We start from the raw sequence: 17,640 nt of genomic DNA, 5'->3' as shown, positions 1-17,640 counted from the left end.
GTAATGAGTGAAATATCTAAGCAGAAATTCATGAATACCTTGCTTGAATCTGGTATTCAGGTATCATACGAGATTGGAATGCCGGTGGCACTTTGCGAGAGCAAAGATGATATGCCGGGGATGCTTCGTAAGGTAAAGGAACTTGCTAAGAAAACAGATTACAACGAAAGCCTTGGAGTAAAGTGCATTTAAAAATTCTGGAGGAGCTCGGCCGTGTGTGGCCGGGCTCTTTTTTCGTTTTTGTGGGAGGTTATGCCGCCTGGGGAGGGGGAGTCGCATCATTTCCTCTGGGGAGTAGATCCAAAAATGTGATTTTCTGACGCGTTTCCAACATTTTCTCTTAGCGTGCGCGGAGAAAGTGTAAGTAAAGATGGACACTTTCTCCGCGCAAGAGAAAATGTTAAAAACGCTAGAAAATCTCATTTTTAGATCAAATACTCCCCAGAGGAAATGATGCGACTCCCCCTCCCCAGGCCCCTTAACGTTCCCGAAAAAGGAAAAAGAGGACCGGGGGGATGCGTGGAAATTGTGGTTTAAGGAAGGCGGTTGAAGGTTATAGGGCGTCGTCTTTTGGAAGGTGATGGAGAGGACACGCATCTATTGCGCGATTTGTGGGATTAAGGATCAAAATAGAATATTTAAAAAACGATATTAGATATGAGAGTTGAAGTTATTATTATTTGAGTGTTTGATTTCTTGATGGATTATAGGTTGGTGAAATGATACATATATGAGATGAATTTGAGAGTCTATATGAGAGTTTTTGATATGTTTTAGTTTGTAAATTATTGTTATTTAGAATAAAAAATATATTATACGTATATTTGTAAAAATGACTTTGCTTTATTGATTATAACTAGAAAGGTCAATTAGAATTTTGGGTTTGATTTGAGAGACTTTTTTGTAAAAAATGCCAACTCCACATCTAAAAAATGCTGTGATAAAATTATTTTCGATATGAGGGGGCTGAATTATATCTTAAAAATTAAGTTTAAGAGTATAAAAACTCGCTGATATTCAATCAAAAAATAATACAGGGGTTATGAGGAGATAGCATGAAGAACGTTGAGAAAATCAAGGTTTTAAGAGCAGTTGAAGGATCAGAGAAGACAATAGACTATTATAATGTTCTTGGTAACATGGGAGATCTCAAGTACAATTACTCCGATTATATGATCACGGGACCAGTTGTTGCAGATGAGGAACTTAAGCGTCTGCCGCATGCAAATTATGATCTTTGCTGTGCGCTGATGACGATGCTTCTTAGAGAGGATTATTTTGATAATGGTCAGTTCGTAAGACGTTGCCGTGATGGTCAGGTTAGTCTTGTAATCAAGAAGATGACTGAGCTTCTTTCACAGCAAGCTTGACTTGTTGACCACAAAAGTCACACTTGTGACTAATAAAAACACTTCAAAGATCTCTGTACCTTTAAGTATAGAGATCTTTTTCTTTTTTAAGGATTCATTTTTATGAATACTAAAACCAACTCGAAAGCTTTTCTTTTACACTGGGTCAGATATTGTGATAATCTATAAGGAGGTGGAGGAATGGCATGAACGAAGCTTCTTTAAAGGAAACGGTAGAATCCCTCAAGGGGATTGGAGATAAAACTGCAAAGGTATTTGAAAAAGCCGGTATTGTCCGTATTGAAGACCTGCTTATGTATTACCCGAGGAATTATGACATTTTTGAGAATGTTGTGAATCTGTCAGATCTTAAGAGTGGTAATACAGTTGCGGTGAGGTGTCAGATTGCGGGCAATATTTATGTCAAACATATCAGAAATATGTCAATTATTACTTTTGATATAGTTGATATTACTGACAAGGCTAAGGTTACTTACTTCAATCAGCCATATTTAAGGAGTACCTTAAAGCAGGGACATTTTTATATTTTCAGAGGTCTTGTTACAAGGAAGGGCAATCTTTTTTGCTTCAACCAGCCCAAGATATATCAGCCGGAAGATTATTTTTCTCTTCAGGGAACCATGCAGCCTGTATATCCGCTTGTAAAGGGGCTGACTAACAATATGGTGGTCAAGGCCATGCAGCAGGCACTGGAATCAGCGGTGTACATGCACGATCCGCTTCCTGAGTATCTGGTCAAAGAGAATGATCTCATGGATTATAGGGATGCCATAAGAAGTGTACACTTTCCCAAGGATAAAAATACTTTTGATAAAGCAAGAAGAAGGCTCGCTTATAACGAATTTCTCTTTTTCATCTTAAGACTTAGGCTGTTAAAGCTTACAGAAGAAGAGTCTCTTAGCAGTCACATCATGAAGAAATCAGAGCTTGCTGATGAATTTCTAAGTAAGCTCCCTTACGATCTTACTGATGCTCAGAAGAGGGTCTATAAGGAGATTGAAGCTGATCTGACCGGAACAAGGGTCATGAACCGTCTGGTTCAGGGTGATGTAGGTTCAGGTAAGACGATCCTTGCATTCCTGGCACTTCTCATAACAGTCGAGAACGGCTATCAGGGCGCTATGATGGCGCCGACAGAAGTTCTTGCAAGGCAGCATTATGAAGATATCTGCAAGATGGCAGAAGAATACGGCCTTCCTTTTAAGCCTGTGCTTATGATCGGTTCTCTTAAAGCCAGTGAAAAAAAGCAGAATAAAAAAGGCATAGAAGATGGAACCTACAATGTCTGCATCGGCACTAATGCACTTATTCAGGACTCAGTAAACTACAAGAATCTCGCCCTTGTCATAACTGACGAGCAGCACAGATTCGGCGTACGTCAGCGTGAGAAGTTTGCGGGAAAAGGCGAATGCACACACGTTCTTGCCATGAGTGCAACACCGATTCCAAGGACGCTCGCTATCATACTCTACGGCGATCTTCATGTATCAGTCCTTGATGAAAAGCCCTCTTCAAGGCTTCCAATAAAGAACTGCGTTGTCGGCCCCGATTACAGGCCCACAGCCTACAAATTTATAGAAAAACAGGTAGCATCCGGCCATCAGGTCTATGTTATCTGTCCAATGATCGAAGAAGGCGAGATGAACGACGTTGAGAACGTCACAGATTATACAGAAAAGCTCCGTAAAGCTCTTTCCCCATCCATAACCGTCGACATGCTCAGCGGCCGCATGAAGGCCTCTGAGAAGGACGAACTCATGGAACGTTTTGCAAATAAAGAGATAGATGTTCTGGTGTCTACAACGGTTATAGAGGTCGGTATCAACGTCCCTAACGCAACCGTCATGATGATCGAAAACGCAGAACATTTCGGCCTTGCCCAGCTCCATCAGCTAAGAGGCCGCGTAGGAAGAGGTAAAGACCAAAGCTACTGTATCTTCTTGAACACCTCCGAATCTAAAGATGCTGCAGCACGCCTTGATATATTGGGAAAATCAAACGACGGCTTCAAGATAGCCGAAGAAGACCTGAAACAGCGAGGACCCGGCGATATGTTCGGCATCCGTCAAAGCGGCGACTTATTCTTCAGCATAGGCGATATTTATGCGGATTCAGACCTTATAAAGAAAGCCTCCATTGATGCAGACCGCATCCTGGCTGGCGATCAGGAGCTGTCACTACCTGAAAACAAGTCGCTACATGATGTTCTTTCGGATATCAATTCAAACTTAACGTTGTAGGCGTTTGACAGTGGTTCAGCTGCAAGGTAATATAATTAAGGGATTTTGTGACATCAAATCAAAGCGAGGTATACTAATGTCTAAAATAGCTATAATTACAGATTCCAACAGTGGTATTACACAGGCAGAAGGTGAGAAGCTTGGTATTAAAGTTGTGCCAATGCCATTCACCATTGCAGGAACTGATTATTTAGAGGATATAAATCTTACACAGGAAGAGTTCTATACTAAGTTAAATGATGACGAAGAAGTATCTACATCTCAGCCATCCCCCGGAACTCTTATGGATTTATGGGATGAGGTTCTGAAAGAGTACGACGAGATCGTATACATCCCTATGAGTAGTGGTCTTTCTTCATCTTGTGCAAGTGCAACAAGCCTTTCAATGGACGATGACTATGAAGGAAAGGTATTTGTTGTTAATAACCAGAGAATCTCTGTTACAATGCGTAACTCAGTCCTTGATGCAATAAGACTTGCAGAAGAGGGTAAGACTGGAGCGCAGATCAAAGAGATCCTTGAAGCAGATAAGTTTAATTCCAGCATCTACATTATGCTTGATACTCTTTACTATCTGAAAAAAGGTGGTAGAATAACTCCTGCGGCTGCAGCACTGGGTACAATCTTAAGGATCAAGCCCGTTCTTCAGATTCAGGGTGAAAAGCTTGACTCTTTTGCCAAAGCCAGAACAACATCTCAGGGTCAGAAGATCATGCTTAATGCGATCAAAGATGATGCTGAGAAGCGTTTCGGCGGTCTTGACCCGTCAAACGTTAGAATTGATGCAGCATTCACACAGGATCATGAGAAAGCTGCCGAGTGGAAGAAGATGATCGAAGAGACTTTCCCTGGATTTGACATCCACATGGATCCGCTTTCACTTTCTGTATCATGCCATATAGGACCGGGAGCCCTGGCTGTTACAATTACCAAAATTCTTAAATAATCAATCTAAAATGTCAGAAGTTGTTTTTGTCAAAAAAAGCTTCTGACAACTTTTACTTAAAATAACTTGTTAGGGGGATTTCTTTTAATGTCGAAATCAAACGAATACGATGCAGGCAGTATTACTGTCCTGGAGGGACTCGAAGCGGTCCGCAAGAGACCCGGAATGTACATCGGATCCGTATCTACAAGAGGACTTAATCACCTTGTATATGAAATAGTTGATAACGCAGTAGACGAGCATCTTGCCGGCTACTGTTCCAAAATTCATGTAACTTTGGAAGCAGACGGATCTGCAACTGTAGAAGATAACGGACGTGGTATTCCTGTTGGAATGCACGCTAAAGGTATTACCGCAGAACGTGTAGTTCTTACTATGCTTCACGCCGGCGGTAAGTTCGATAACGCATCTTATAAGACATCGGGCGGTCTGCACGGTGTTGGTTCATCCGTAGTTAATGCACTGTCTACCTGGATGAAAGTAAGAATCAAGGAAAATGGTGCTATTTACGAAGATTCTTATGAAAGAGGTGTTCCTACAACTGAGCTTGTAAACGGACTTCTTCCTGAAGTTGGAAAGACAAGAGAGCATGGAACCACAATTTCATTCCTTCCCGATCCTGAAATCTTTGAAAAAACAAGATTCAGAGAAGAGGATATCAAAAACCGTCTTCACGAAACTGCATATCTTAATCCGGAACTTTTGATCATCTATGAAGATAAAAGACCCGGAACAGAGGAACATCTTGAGTTCCATGAGCCTGAAGGAATTCGCGGCTTTGTCAAAGAGATGAACAGAAACGCTGAGACTCTCCATGACATCGTTTACTTTACAGGCGAAAGCGAGAACATTTCTGTAGAAGTAGCTTTCCAGTATGTAAATGACTTCCATGAAGATGTACTTGGTTTTTGTAATAACATTTATAACTCTGAGGGTGGTACACACATCACAGGCTTTAAGACTGTGTTTACTACAATCATTAATAACTATGCAAGAGAACTTGGAAACCTTAAGGACAAGGATCAGAACTTTACAGGTGCTGACGTTAGAAACGGCCTTACAGCTGTAATTTCCATTAAGCATCCAGATCCAAGATTTGAAGGGCAGACCAAGACTAAGCTCGATAACCAGGATGCAGGTAAAGTCGTATCCAAGATAACTGGTGATGAGCTTACAAGATTTTTTGACAGAAATCTTGAGACACTTAAGGCTGTCATCAGCTGCGCTGAGAAGGCTGCCAAGATCCGTAAGACAGAAGAGAAGACCAAGACAAACCTTCTTACAAAGCAAAAGTATTCTTTTGATTCAAATGGTAAACTTGCTAACTGTATCAGCAAAGATGCAGAAAAGTGCGAGATCTTCATCGTAGAGGGTGATTCTGCGGGTGGTAGTGCCAAGACTGCAAGAGACAGACAGTATCAGGCAATTCTTCCTATACGTGGTAAGATCCTTAACGTTGAAAAGGCTTCAATTGATAAAGTCCTTGCTAATGCTGAGATCAAGGCTATGATCAATGCTTTTGGCTGCGGATTCTCAGAAGGCTACGGCAATGACTTTGATATATCAAAGCTTCGTTATAACAAGATCGTAATCATGGCCGATGCCGACGTGGATGGTGCTCATATAGCAACACTTCTTCTGACACTGTTCTACAGATTCATGCCTGAGCTTATTCAGCAGGGTCATGTTTATATTGCAATGCCTCCTCTTTACAAGGTAATTCCTTCTAAAGGCAAGGAAGAGTATCTGTACGATGACAAGGCGCTTGAAAAGTACCGCGCAACTCACAAAGGAAACTTTACTCTTCAGAGATATAAGGGTCTTGGTGAGATGGATGCAGATCAGCTTTGGGAGACAACACTTGATCCTGAGCGCAGAATGATGCGCGTCGTTGAAATCGATGATGCAAAGACTGCATCTCATATTACAGAACTTTTAATGGGTAATGATGTTCCACCAAGACGTGCATTCATACACGACCACGCAGACGACGCGGAACTCGATTTCCAGGCATAAAATGAGTTTGAAAATCATATGATGATTTTCAAACTCTGGAAAGTAAAAATCATAAAATGATTTTTTTCCGAGTAAAAAATGAAATGATTTATAAACTCTGGTAAGTAAAAATCATCTACGATGATTTTTATTACCAAGTATTGGAAGGCGATAATCATAGAAATAGATTATCAAACTACCAAAAATAAATATACTGATACGAGGAATATATGGAAGAACAGCGTATTATTCGAAGTGAATATTCTGAAATAATGCAGCAATCTTATATAGATTATGCGATGAGTGTTATTGTTGCACGTGCTCTGCCGGATATCAGGGATGGTCTTAAGCCGGTTCAGAGACGTACACTTTACGATATGTATGAGCTTGGTATCAGATACGACCGCCCTTACAGAAAGAGCGCACGTATCGTCGGCGATACAATGGGTAAATATCACCCACACGGTGACAGTTCAATCTATGACTGTCTCGTAGTAATGGCTCAGAATTTTAAAAAAGAACTCCCGCTTGTAGACGGTCACGGTAACTTCGGAACGATCGAAGGTGACAGCGCAGCGGCAATGAGATATACAGAAGCAAGACTTGCCAGAGTTACACAGGAAGCTTTTCTTGCTGACCTTGATAAGGACATAGTTGATTTTGTCCCTAACTTTGATGCTACAGAGAAAGAACCCGCAGTTCTGCCTGTTAAGATCCCTAACTTCCTTGTTAACGGATCAGAAGGTATCGCTGTAGGTATGGCTACAAGTACACCGCCTCATAACCTTGCAGAAGTTATTGATGCTCAGATCGCTCTTATGCAGGATGAGACTCTTTCTACAAGACAGCTGATGAGATATGTAAAAGGACCTGACTTCCCAACAGGCGGAATCGTTATCAACAAGGACGAGCTTGCCGCTATCTACGAAACAGGTGAAGGTAAGATCAGGATCAGAGGTAAAGTTGAGACAGAAAAGGCTAAGAACGGCCACATTAACCTTATCATCAGCGAGATTCCATACACTATGATCGGCGCCGGAATCGGTAAGTTCTGCGCAGACGTAGCAGCCCTTGCTGAGAAGAAAGTCACAAACGACATCATCGATATCTCCAACCAGTCTTCAAAAGAAGGTATCCGTATCGTTATCGAGCTCAAGAAAGATACTGATGTTGAGAACTTCACAAACCTTCTTTACAAAAAGACCAAGCTTGAAGATACATTCGGCGTTAACATGCTTGCTATCTATAACGGACGTCCCGAGACAATGGGCCTTAAGAGCATCTTGCAGGCTAACATTGACTTCCAGTTCGAGACTGCCCGCCGCAAGTATACAACACTCCTTCAGAAAGAAACTGACAAGAAGGAAGTTCAGGAAGGTCTTATCAAGGCTTGTAACGTAATCGACCTTGTAATCGAGATCTTAAGAGGCTCTAAGACACGTGCTCAGGCAAAAGACTGCCTTGTTAACGGCGTTACAGACGGTATTAACTTTAAGTCCAGAGAGTCAGTAGTTATGGCATCTCAGCTTCACTTTACTGAGCGCCAGGCAGATGCCATCCTTGAGATGCGTCTTTATAAACTCATCGGTCTTGAACTTGATGCCCTTATCAAAGAGCATGAAGAGACAGTTGCCAACATTTACAGATATGAGGACATCCTTGAAGACAGAACTTCAATGTCCATGGTAATTCAGGAAGAACTAAGAAGCATCCGTAATGAATATAAACAGAAGAGAAAAACTGAAGTAGGCCAGTTCGACGAAGCTGTCTACGAAGAAAAGCCTGAAGAAGAGATAGATGTAGCATTTATCATGGATCGTTTCGGCTATGCAAAGACAATCGACGCTACAACCTATGATAAAAACTTTGACACTATCAAGAACGACTTCAAATACAGCTTTAAGATCAAGAACACAAGCCGAGTATGCGTATTTACTCACCTTGGTAACCTTCATACCATCAAAGTCCAGGATCTTCCTGCAGGTAAGATGCGTGACAAGGGCGTACCTATTGATAATGTCTCTAACTACGACACAACCAAGGAGCAGATCATAGCAGTTCTGCCGCAGTCATCACTCAATATTTATCGCTTGCTTTTTGTTACCAAATCAGCCATGATGAAGATAGTAAGCGGTGGCGAGTTCGACGTTACAAGAAAGCTCGTAGCAGCTACAAAGCTTTCAGACGGAGATGAGCTTTTAAGCGTATCTGTAGTTACAGATGAAGAAAGCTGCGTACTCTATACTGAGAACGGCTATGCACTTAGATTCCTGCTTGAAGAACTTCCTGATCAGAAAAAGACTGCAGTTGGTGTTCACGGTATGAACCTTGCCAAGAATGACAGCGTAAGCGACATGTGGCTTTTAAAACCAGAGGAATCCAGAGAAGTAGCTATTGGCGAAAAGTCTTTTGACATAGGAACAATTAAGATTGCAGGCCGCAATACTAAGGGTTCAAAGTTGAAGCTTAAATAAGTAATGAAATAATAATCCAAAGATTTAACTGTTATTGGATTGTTTAAAATCAATTATTAAAGATACAAAAGGAGGATAGCGCCATGCGAGTAATAGCAGGTGAAGCGCGTAGTATCCCACTTATTACACCGAAAGGTGATGATACACGTCCAACTCAGGACAGAATTAAAGAGACTCTTTTCAACATGCTTCAGATGGAGGTTCCGGGGGCTATATTTGTAGACCTTTACGCAGGAAGCGGCGGAATCGGGATCGAGGCTCTTTCAAGAGGCGCTAAGCACGCCTATTTTATAGACAGAGGCGGCGAGCCCATTAAGTGCATCACAGCCAATGTCCACAAATGCCATTTTGATGAGAAGTCAACTATCATCAAGAAGGATGCTGCAATGGCCCTTCGTTCCATTCATGAAAAAGAGGTCGATATCATTTTCATTGACCCGCCATATGAGGCAGACCTTTACGAGCATACACTCAGAACTCTTTCCACACTTCCTTATGTGACTGAGTTTACAACCATCATCTGCGAAGCAGCTATGGATGAGGACTTTTCATTCGTAGAAGGAATGGGATACGAGATCAAGAGAGAAAAGACATATAAGAATAACAAACACGTCTTTTTAAAGAAGGTGGCAAACTCATGAAAACTGCAGTTTATCCCGGATCATTTGATCCTGTAACATTAGGACACCTTGATATCATAAAAAGAGCATCAATGATGTTCGATACGGTAATTGTTACCGTTATGCATAACTCTGCCAAGAGTTCGTTGTTTTCAGTAGATGAACGTGTTAAAATGATTAAAGAAGCGGTCAGCGAATTTGGGAACGTAGTAGTGGATTCGTATGATGGGCTGCTTATTGATTATTGCAAGGAAAAGAATATTCATATCGTAGTAAGAGGTCTTCGTGCCATTACTGATTTTGAATATGAATTGCAGATAGCTCAGACTAATCGCGAACTTTCTCATAACAATGTTGATTCAGTCTTTCTTACGACTAACCTTCGTTATTCATATCTTAGCAGCTCTACTGTTAAGGAGATTGCTAGTTATGGCGGCGAAGTTTCAGGCATGGTTTCTGAGAATGTGTTCAAAGCTCTTGAATCAAAATACAACAAACATCTAAATTAAACGGGGGAACTTTACATGAGCAGTAAAATCGAGCTTTTGATTGATGAAATCGAGGCATATATCAATAGTTGTACGAAGGTGCCTTTTTCAAGTACTGATGTAAGGGTTAATAAAGATGAGATCAACGAACTCATTCACGAGCTCAGATCCAAAACTCCTGATGAAATAAAGAGATATCAGAAGATTGTCTCCAACAAAGAGGCAATCCTTAATGATGCTCGTGCAAAAGCTCAGCAGCTTATTGAGAACGCTCAGGCTCAGACCAATGAACTTATCAACGAACATGAGATCATGCGTCAGGCTTATGAGCAGGCCAATCAGGTTGTTAGTTCTGCAGCCAAGCAGGCTCAGGCACTTCTTGATAATGCAACAGTTGAAGCTAACAACATGAAGGCATCAGCTGTACAGTATACAGATACTCTTTTATCAGAGGTTGAAGCTATACTTCAGGGCTCTATTGATTCTACTAATAAGCATTATGAAGGTCTTCTTACAGACCTTACAAATTATGCAGAGATGGTTAAGTCCAACAGAGCAGAGCTTGTACCACCAGTTCAGACTCAGCCGGCTCCGGCGCAGGAACCTGTGTATGCTGAGCAGGCTCCACAGCAGAGCACTCCTGCAGCACCTGGTGCAGATACAGGATTAGAGGACTTCGATGCAGATCTTCCACTTGATGCTCCAGTGGTATAGGGTACATAGAAGTTCATCCATGAACTTCTAAACATGTACTAGATACATCCTGCATCCGGCACATAGAATGATTTATTGCAACTTAAAGCGGCTGGTAGTTTTACCGGTCGCATTTTTTTAGAGAGTAAGATACTGAATTATTAAGTATGCGGAGGGGAATTAGATGAGGAATAAGATTAAGACATTTGTTAGTATTCTTTCTTTGACAGCTATGGTTTTTGCTCTGATATTTACTTCTGAAAGTGCAACAGTAACTGTAGATGCTGCCAAAGATAAAGTTGTTATCGTACTTGACCCCGGACACGGCGGAACAGGCGATAGAAACCTTGGCGCCCAGTACAATGGCATTAGTGAAAAAGAGATCACACTTAAGACTGCAAACTATGCCAAGGCATATCTTGAGAACTTTGATAATGTCACAGTATATATGACAAGAACATCTGATACAGAAGTTACTCTTGAAGATCGTGTTAAGTATGCAAAGAGCGTTAATGCTGACTTTATGTACTCAATTCATTTCAATGCTTCTGTTGAGCATGACCTTTGCGGTTCAGAAGTCTGGGTTTCAGCTTATGACAAGTATTATGAGAACGGATATGAATTCGCAGCTGCTGAGATTCAGGAACTTTCAAGCCTCGGCCTTTATATAAGAGGCATCAAGACAAGACTTGGTTCAAATGGCGACTACTATGGAATCATCAGACATGCAAGAAACTATGACGTAAACGCAGTTATCATTGAGCACTGCTACCTTGATCATCCTGCTGACGTTGCATGGCTTAAGTCTCAGGCAGATCCTTATCAGACACTGGCAATAGCAGATGCAACAGCCATCGCCAAGTATTTCGGACTTAAATCAACCAAGCTTGGACTTGATTATTCAACTTATAAGAACGTAGATATACCTACACCTACAACAGTCATGGGCGATGACCTTACACCGCCTACAGTATGTACTATCAATTCTGTTACTAGAGACCGTTCAACAGGCGACATCACAGCAAGCATCACAGCTTCAGATCCTGATACACCAATCATCTATTACAGATACAGCTTTGACGGCGGCAAGAACTGGTCATACGTAGTTGGCTGGAACAGAACCAAGACTACAGATACTGTTGTGATCAAAGATCCGTCTATCAAGGCTACAAGCCTGACCATTCAGGTATACAATCAGTATGATGGCAAGACTGTAAGCAATACAGTTACAATTCAATAACTATATAAATACTTTGAGATTGGGGCAAAAGATCTTTTTGCCCCTATCATCTTTTTAGTATATGAGAGGAATACGTGCAAAGACTCGATAAATTTCTAGCCGATTTTGGAATCGGTACAAGAAAACAGATCAAAGAACATATCAAAAATGGGGCAGTCACAGTAAATGGACAACCTGTTAAAAAAGCAGATATGCATATAGATGAAAATGCCGATAAAGTTACCTTTATGGGCCAGGAGCTTGTATTTGAGAAGTTCCGCTACTATATGCTCAATAAGCCTGACGGAGTAATATCTGCAACCAAGGATGGCCGTACAACAACGGTCTTAAACCTTCTTTCAGATGAGAATATCAAAGACCTTTCACCTGTCGGAAGACTTGATATCGATACAGAAGGACTTCTTCTGATAACTAATGACGGACAGCTCATACACAGGCTCTTATCGCCCGCTCACCACGTTGATAAGGAATATGAAGTGCACCTTAGGAGCGAACTTTCAGACTCCGACATTGAAAAGCTTGAACAAGGCGTAGATATAGGTGATGTGAAAAAAGACGGATCGCCAGATATCACGATGCCTGCTGTACTTAGAAGAGGCGAAGCCGATGACCAGGGACGTCCCGTTGTATATCTTACAATTCACGAAGGCAGGTTCCATCAGGTCAAAAGAATGATGGAAGCAGTCGGAAATGAAGTTCTTTACCTTCGCAGGATCAGAATGGGAGATGTAAAGCTTGATGAAAGCCTTGCACTGGGCGAGTACAGAAGGCTTACAGATGAAGAAGTAGCGGCACTTTCAAAATAAAATACGAAAAAAGGAACACAAATGACTAGGGTAACAAAAGGCGATTTCGGACATATCGCATATCAAAGAAAAGTAGCAATAATAAGATCAGTGATCATGGGAATAATAACTGTAGGACTTTTCCTTACAGGACTTATACTTACTAAAACTAACAAAAATATCTTTTCAATAGTAGCAGCACTTGGATGCCTTCCTCTTGGATGGAGCGTAATAAATCTCATAATGTACTTTAAGGCAATTCCTCTTACAGAAGGCTCTTACGATAAGATAAAACAGCACGCAGGCGATCTCAATATGATCTATGACCTGTCACTTACTTCTGAAAAGAGTACCTTCAACGTAGGCGCAATAACTGTATTAGAGAAGAATATCGCAGGATTTACAGAAGATAAAAATATGGATATCAAGGATTGTCAGGATCACATCAAGAATCAGATATCCCTTAGCAAATACCACGATTATTCAATAAGGATATTCTCTAACGTAGACGACTACTGCAAGCGCCTTGACGAACTTGAAAAGCTTAGAGCCAGTCACGGCGTAGATCCTAAAGCTATAGAAGAAGCCTGGGTTCCCGGAACTATCCAGACAGTATCAGGCATACTTAAATCTATTTCACTGTAAGTAAATAGATAATAATTAAAACTATTAGTTACAAGTGACATGAGGTTAAGCGTTTGAAAATAATATTTTCAAACTCAGAGAAGTGGAGTTGCATGTGCTGCCACTTCAACCATTAGTTGCTCGTTTTACTCGCAACAAGAGGTTAGAATGAAAGAAATCACTATTAAAGACAATGAAGCCGGAAAGAGACTTGATAAATTCTTAAGCCAGTATTTATCTAAAGCATCTACCGGTTTTATTTATAAGATGCTTAGAAAAAAGAATATAGTCCTTAACGGCAAGAAAGCTACAGGCCAGGAAAAGCTTGAAAACGGCGACACTGTGACCCTATGGCTTTCTGATGAAACATTCCTTAAGTTTGCCAACGACAGACTTGCAAGAGCCGAAAGAGGCGAAGAAATATCCGTTACAGAATTCACCAAAGCTTATAAGAGTATAAAAGGTGTAGAAGTTATATATGAAACCAAGGACGTCTTATTTGTAAATAAGCCAGTCGGAGTCCTGACACAAAAAGCTGAACAAGGCGACACATCACTAAATGAGTGGATCGTTGGCTACCTTCTTCATGAAAAGACAATTGAACCCGAAAGCCTTATCACTTTCAGACCTTCAGTAAGTAACCGCCTTGACAGAAACACATCCGGAATAGTCATCTGCGCTAAAACGCTTCAGGGCGCCCAAATGATGGCAAAAGGCCTTAAAGAAAGAACCTTCAAGAAATATTACAGAACAGTTGTATCAGGAATCATCGATAAGTCCGAGGAAATATCAGGATATCTGACAAAGGACACTAAGACTAATACTGTAACTATAAGAAAAGTTGAAGTCGACTATAAATCAACCAATGAAAACTCAAATAAAATAGCGGAAAACAACACTGATAAAACTGCTTTAAAAAGCGAGGATTCATCATACATCGAAACCGCCTACAGCCCCGTTTCTACAAATGCCAAATGGAATCTTACCTATCTTGAAGTAGAACTCAGAACAGGTAAAACTCATCAAATCAGGGCACACCTTTCTAGCATAGGCCATCCTATTGTCGGTGATCCTAAATATGGCGACAAGAACGTCAATGACAGTTTCAAACAGACCTACGGCCTCAAAGGCCAGCTGCTTCACTGTTATAGACTAGAATTCCCTGATGATCCAGAAGCGTTTGGTGATCTTGCAGGTAAAGAGATCATCGCACCGCTGTATTCTAAGTTTAGAAATCTTGTATTAGACAAATTTAAAATAAATGATTGATTCACGCTATAACTATAGCCGACCAGTTTACAATACTAATTGCATATAAAATTTGGGCAGTGAGTGAAAGGCTTGTATATATTATTTCCAGGCCTTTTTGAGCGGCCGGTACTTAGCTTTCGTATTTTGAAAGCTTAGTATCGCTGCCAGCGAGAAAGAGCGAGAGCGTGCCAGGAAAAAATATATACAAGCCTTTCACGGACTTCCCCAAGGAGACCCCCATGGCAACTTGGAATTCTAGAGGTCTTCGAGGCTCTATCCTCGAAGACATGATCAATCGAACCAACGAGAAGTATCTTATGGAGGAGCTGGCTCTGATCCAAAAAATCCCCACTCCAATCACGCCTATAAATATAGATAAAGAGACCAGACACATCACACTGGCATATTTTGACCAGAAGAGTACCGTTGACTACATCGGTGCTGTGCAGGGTGTGCCTGTTTGTTTTGATGCCAAAGAATGTGCTGTAGATACCTTTACACTTCAGAACATTCACCCTCATCAGGTAGCCTTTATGGAGAATTTTGAGAAGCAGGATGGCGTAGCTTTTTTCCTAATATATTATAAGTCAAGGGACGAACTGTATTATCTACCTTTCAGAGACCTCAAGCGTTTCTGGGACAGAGCTCAGGCGGGAGGCCGTAAGAGTTTCAGAATAGATGAGCTTGACGAAGAGTATTTTATCAAGCATAAAGCAGACGGACTGGTACCTTATCTTGAGGCTTTGCAAAAAGACCTTGAGTCCAGAGAGTAAATTTTTTTCTATTTTTTTCTTTACATAAGCAGTTTTGTTTAGTATACTCTAGTTTAATATGATAATTAGGTAGCAAGGTAACACGTTACCACAATAAAGCATATATTGAAATGAGGTATTTATGAGCAAAGAACTCGTGCATACACCTGAAGGCGTAAGAGACGTTTATGGCAGAGAATCTTATGAGCGCAGCACAGTAAAACATAAGATCAAAGAGATCATGTACCGTTACGGATATGAGAATATCCTGACACCTACATTTGAATTCTTTGATGTTTTTGCCAAGGAGATAAGCCAGGCAAGTGCCAGAGACCTTTATAAGTTTTTCGACAACGAAGGTAATACACTTGTCCTTCGCCCTGATTTTACCCCATCTGTTGCAAGATGCATTGCCAAGTATTTCATGGAAGACACAGAACCGGTGAGAATCTGCTACAGCGGCAACATCTTCATCAACACCCATAGACTTCAGGGCAAGCTTCGTGAGCATACCCAGATGGGCGCTGAACTTATGTGCGACGGTTCAGTCAACGCAGATGCCGAGATGATCGCCATGATGATCGAGTCTATAAGGGCTACAGGCCTTACAGATTTCAAGGTTACGATCGGCGATGCAGATTATTTCAAGGGCATCATTGAAGAAGCCGGAATCGATGAGGACACTGAAGACCAGCTTAGAGAATATCTGTCAGGCCGCAACTACTCAGCATTAGAAGATTATCTTCATAATCTGGTAAAAGAGGGTAAGATCGAATCCAAGTTCGCAGATATCCTTATCCATATGCCCGACTTCACAACAGCCGACGAGCTCGAAGAAGGCGCAGCTGATCTTGTGAACTCAAGATCCAGATCTTCTATAGAAAGACTTAAGAACCTGTATCATCTGCTTGATGTATACGGCGCTTCTGACAACGTATCCTTCGATCTTGCCATGCTTTCAGAATATAACTACTACACAGGCGTTATGTTCAGAGCTTACACCTACGGCGTAGGTGATGCTATAGCCAAGGGCGGCCGCTACGATAATCTTTTATCAAAGTTTGGAAAAGATGCCCCCGCTATCGGATACATGGTAGATCTTGAGTACCTTATGAGCGCACTTTACAACCAGAAGATAGACATTCCCTACAGTCAGGAGCCTGAAGTTGTGACTTACAATGATTCTAATTATGAGGAAAAGCTTGCACAGGTACAGCGCAAAAGAGCTCAGGGCTACTATATAGTGTTGAAGCATGAGTAATTCTTAAAGAATCATCAGAATTTTTGACTATTATTATGCTGATGACCGGGGTGATACCCTAATGATGGTCAAGACAAAGTGAATCAGTCAATTTTATGAATAGATACTTATAAATGATGAGAGTTTTGTAGAAACGAGGAATATTATGAGATATCTGACATTCGCCCTTGGAAAAGGACGTCTTGTAAAAAATACAATGGAACTTCTTGAAAAGTGCGGTATTCAGTGCGAAGAAGTTACTGACAAGGATACAAGAAAACTTATTTTTACAAACGAAGAATTGAAGCTCAGGTTCTTCCTTGCTAAAGGACCTGACGTTCCAACTTACGTTGAAAACGGCGCAGCTGACATAGGTATCGTTGGCGAAGATACGATACTTGAAGAGGAGCGCAACGTATACGAAGTTTTGGATCTAGGATTTGGCAAGTGCCGCATGTGCGTAGCTGGTCCACCTCAGGCAAAAGAGCTATTAAGCCATCATGCCATGATACGCGTAGCCAGCAAATACCCTAACATTGCCAAGAACTATTTCTATAATAAGAAAAATCAGACTGTTGATATAATCAAACTCAACGGCTCTGTAGAACTTGGACCGATCGTAGGCCTTTCTGATGTCATCGTCGATATCGTAGAAACAGGCTCAACTTTAAAGGCTAACGGCCTCGAAGTATTAGAAGAAATCTGCCCGTTGTCCGCCAGAGTTATCGTAAACCCAGTAAGTATGCAGATGGAGAACGAGAGAATCAGGAAGATCGTGGCAGATATGAAGAAAGCATTGATGTCAGAGTGATTGTAAATAAGATGACATTTATTCAGAATGTATCATAGATATCTATTGGATTTGAGAAATTGAAATAATATTGAGAATTAGAAATGATATTGATGTTTGAAATAAGTACAC

Annotated in this window: 16 protein-coding genes; all 16 read left to right on the top strand. The window is 41.1% G+C overall.

The window, feature by feature from the left end; all coding sequences use genetic code 11:
* Positions 1 to 3: 3 nt before the first annotated feature.
* The 16 genes from WAA20_RS10090 to hisG all read left to right on the top strand — a co-directional run bounded on the left by WAA20_RS10090 (position 4) and on the right by hisG (position 17,529).
* Positions 4 to 192, top strand: coding sequence for a hypothetical protein (locus WAA20_RS10090; RefSeq protein WP_073387804.1), 189 nt, complete (start codon positions 4 to 6; stop codon positions 190 to 192).
* A gap of 863 nt (positions 193 to 1,055) precedes the next feature.
* Positions 1,056 to 1,370, top strand: a complete 315-nt coding sequence (locus WAA20_RS10085; protein WP_022753136.1) for a hypothetical protein — start codon at positions 1,056 to 1,058, stop codon at positions 1,368 to 1,370.
* 185 nt (positions 1,371 to 1,555) lie between these two features.
* Positions 1,556 to 3,610 (top strand): ATP-dependent DNA helicase RecG, encoded by a 2,055-nt coding sequence (gene recG / locus WAA20_RS10080; RefSeq protein WP_073387805.1) that lies wholly within the window; start codon positions 1,556 to 1,558, stop codon positions 3,608 to 3,610.
* 76 nt (positions 3,611 to 3,686) lie between these two features.
* Complete coding sequence (locus WAA20_RS10075) at positions 3,687 to 4,556, top strand: DegV family protein (RefSeq protein ID WP_073387806.1); 870 nt, start codon at positions 3,687 to 3,689, stop codon at positions 4,554 to 4,556.
* An 87-nt stretch (positions 4,557 to 4,643) separates the two neighbouring features.
* Positions 4,644 to 6,572 carry a type IIA DNA topoisomerase subunit B gene (locus tag WAA20_RS10070; RefSeq protein WP_073387808.1) on the top strand — a complete coding sequence of 643 codons (1,929 nt, stop codon included), beginning with the start codon at positions 4,644 to 4,646 and terminating at the stop codon, positions 6,570 to 6,572.
* 209 nt (positions 6,573 to 6,781) lie between these two features.
* Positions 6,782 to 9,025, top strand: coding sequence for a DNA topoisomerase (ATP-hydrolyzing) subunit A (locus tag WAA20_RS10065; protein WP_073387809.1), 2,244 nt, complete (start codon positions 6,782 to 6,784; stop codon positions 9,023 to 9,025).
* Positions 9,026 to 9,087: 62 nt separating this feature from the next.
* Positions 9,088 to 9,666, top strand: coding sequence for a 16S rRNA (guanine(966)-N(2))-methyltransferase RsmD (rsmD, locus tag WAA20_RS10060; protein ID WP_073387811.1), 579 nt, complete (start codon positions 9,088 to 9,090; stop codon positions 9,664 to 9,666).
* Complete coding sequence (coaD, locus tag WAA20_RS10055) at positions 9,663 to 10,154, top strand: pantetheine-phosphate adenylyltransferase (RefSeq protein WP_073387812.1); 492 nt, start codon at positions 9,663 to 9,665, stop codon at positions 10,152 to 10,154. The genes rsmD and coaD overlap by 4 nt, the downstream gene beginning before the upstream one ends.
* Positions 10,155 to 10,169: 15 nt before the next feature.
* Entirely contained in the window at positions 10,170 to 10,847 is a 678-nt protein-coding gene (locus WAA20_RS10050) for a hypothetical protein (RefSeq protein ID WP_073387814.1), read from the top strand.
* A gap of 163 nt (positions 10,848 to 11,010) precedes the next feature.
* The gene (locus WAA20_RS10045) at positions 11,011 to 12,066 is read left to right on the top strand and encodes an N-acetylmuramoyl-L-alanine amidase (RefSeq protein WP_073387815.1); all 1,056 of its coding nucleotides are present in this window, start codon (positions 11,011 to 11,013) and stop codon (positions 12,064 to 12,066) included.
* A 74-nt stretch (positions 12,067 to 12,140) separates the two neighbouring features.
* Positions 12,141 to 12,872, top strand: a complete 732-nt coding sequence (locus WAA20_RS10040; RefSeq protein WP_073387817.1) for a pseudouridine synthase — start codon at positions 12,141 to 12,143, stop codon at positions 12,870 to 12,872.
* 21 nt (positions 12,873 to 12,893) lie between these two features.
* Positions 12,894 to 13,496: a hypothetical protein gene (locus tag WAA20_RS10035; RefSeq protein ID WP_073387819.1), complete on the top strand. Its 603-nt coding sequence runs from the start codon at positions 12,894 to 12,896 to the stop codon at positions 13,494 to 13,496.
* A 147-nt stretch (positions 13,497 to 13,643) separates the two neighbouring features.
* Positions 13,644 to 14,744: an RluA family pseudouridine synthase gene (locus WAA20_RS10030; RefSeq protein WP_073387820.1), complete on the top strand. Its 1,101-nt coding sequence runs from the start codon at positions 13,644 to 13,646 to the stop codon at positions 14,742 to 14,744.
* A 221-nt stretch (positions 14,745 to 14,965) separates the two neighbouring features.
* Complete coding sequence (locus WAA20_RS10025; RefSeq protein WP_073387822.1) at positions 14,966 to 15,499, top strand: Holliday junction resolvase RecU; 534 nt, start codon at positions 14,966 to 14,968, stop codon at positions 15,497 to 15,499.
* 121 nt (positions 15,500 to 15,620) lie between these two features.
* Entirely contained in the window at positions 15,621 to 16,739 is a 1,119-nt protein-coding gene (gene hisZ / locus WAA20_RS10020) for an ATP phosphoribosyltransferase regulatory subunit (protein WP_073387823.1), read from the top strand.
* A 145-nt stretch (positions 16,740 to 16,884) separates the two neighbouring features.
* Positions 16,885 to 17,529 carry an ATP phosphoribosyltransferase gene (gene hisG, locus WAA20_RS10015; protein ID WP_073387825.1) on the top strand — a complete coding sequence of 215 codons (645 nt, stop codon included), beginning with the start codon at positions 16,885 to 16,887 and terminating at the stop codon, positions 17,527 to 17,529.
* Positions 17,530 to 17,640 lie beyond the last annotated feature (111 nt).

It is taken from the genome of Butyrivibrio fibrisolvens, assembly GCF_037113525.1.
Taxonomy (GTDB): domain Bacteria; phylum Bacillota; class Clostridia; order Lachnospirales; family Lachnospiraceae; genus Butyrivibrio; species Butyrivibrio fibrisolvens.
Note: the sequence above shows the minus strand (reverse complement) of the source record. Positions and strands in the feature narration are given on the sequence as shown.

Coding starts and splice junctions, on each gene's coding strand:
- WAA20_RS10090 (WP_073387804.1), top strand. CDS start 4: ATGAGTGAAATATCTAAGCAGAAATTCATGAATACCTTGCTTGAATCT.
- WAA20_RS10085 (WP_022753136.1), top strand. CDS start 1,056: ATGAAGAACGTTGAGAAAATCAAGGTTTTAAGAGCAGTTGAAGGATCA.
- recG (WP_073387805.1), top strand. CDS start 1,556: ATGAACGAAGCTTCTTTAAAGGAAACGGTAGAATCCCTCAAGGGGATT.
- WAA20_RS10075 (WP_073387806.1), top strand. CDS start 3,687: ATGTCTAAAATAGCTATAATTACAGATTCCAACAGTGGTATTACACAG.
- WAA20_RS10070 (WP_073387808.1), top strand. CDS start 4,644: ATGTCGAAATCAAACGAATACGATGCAGGCAGTATTACTGTCCTGGAG.
- WAA20_RS10065 (WP_073387809.1), top strand. CDS start 6,782: ATGGAAGAACAGCGTATTATTCGAAGTGAATATTCTGAAATAATGCAG.
- coaD (WP_073387812.1), top strand. CDS start 9,663: ATGAAAACTGCAGTTTATCCCGGATCATTTGATCCTGTAACATTAGGA.
- WAA20_RS10050 (WP_073387814.1), top strand. CDS start 10,170: ATGAGCAGTAAAATCGAGCTTTTGATTGATGAAATCGAGGCATATATC.
- WAA20_RS10045 (WP_073387815.1), top strand. CDS start 11,011: ATGAGGAATAAGATTAAGACATTTGTTAGTATTCTTTCTTTGACAGCT.
- WAA20_RS10035 (WP_073387819.1), top strand. CDS start 12,894: ATGACTAGGGTAACAAAAGGCGATTTCGGACATATCGCATATCAAAGA.
- WAA20_RS10030 (WP_073387820.1), top strand. CDS start 13,644: ATGAAAGAAATCACTATTAAAGACAATGAAGCCGGAAAGAGACTTGAT.
- WAA20_RS10025 (WP_073387822.1), top strand. CDS start 14,966: ATGGCAACTTGGAATTCTAGAGGTCTTCGAGGCTCTATCCTCGAAGAC.
- hisZ (WP_073387823.1), top strand. CDS start 15,621: ATGAGCAAAGAACTCGTGCATACACCTGAAGGCGTAAGAGACGTTTAT.
- hisG (WP_073387825.1), top strand. CDS start 16,885: ATGAGATATCTGACATTCGCCCTTGGAAAAGGACGTCTTGTAAAAAAT.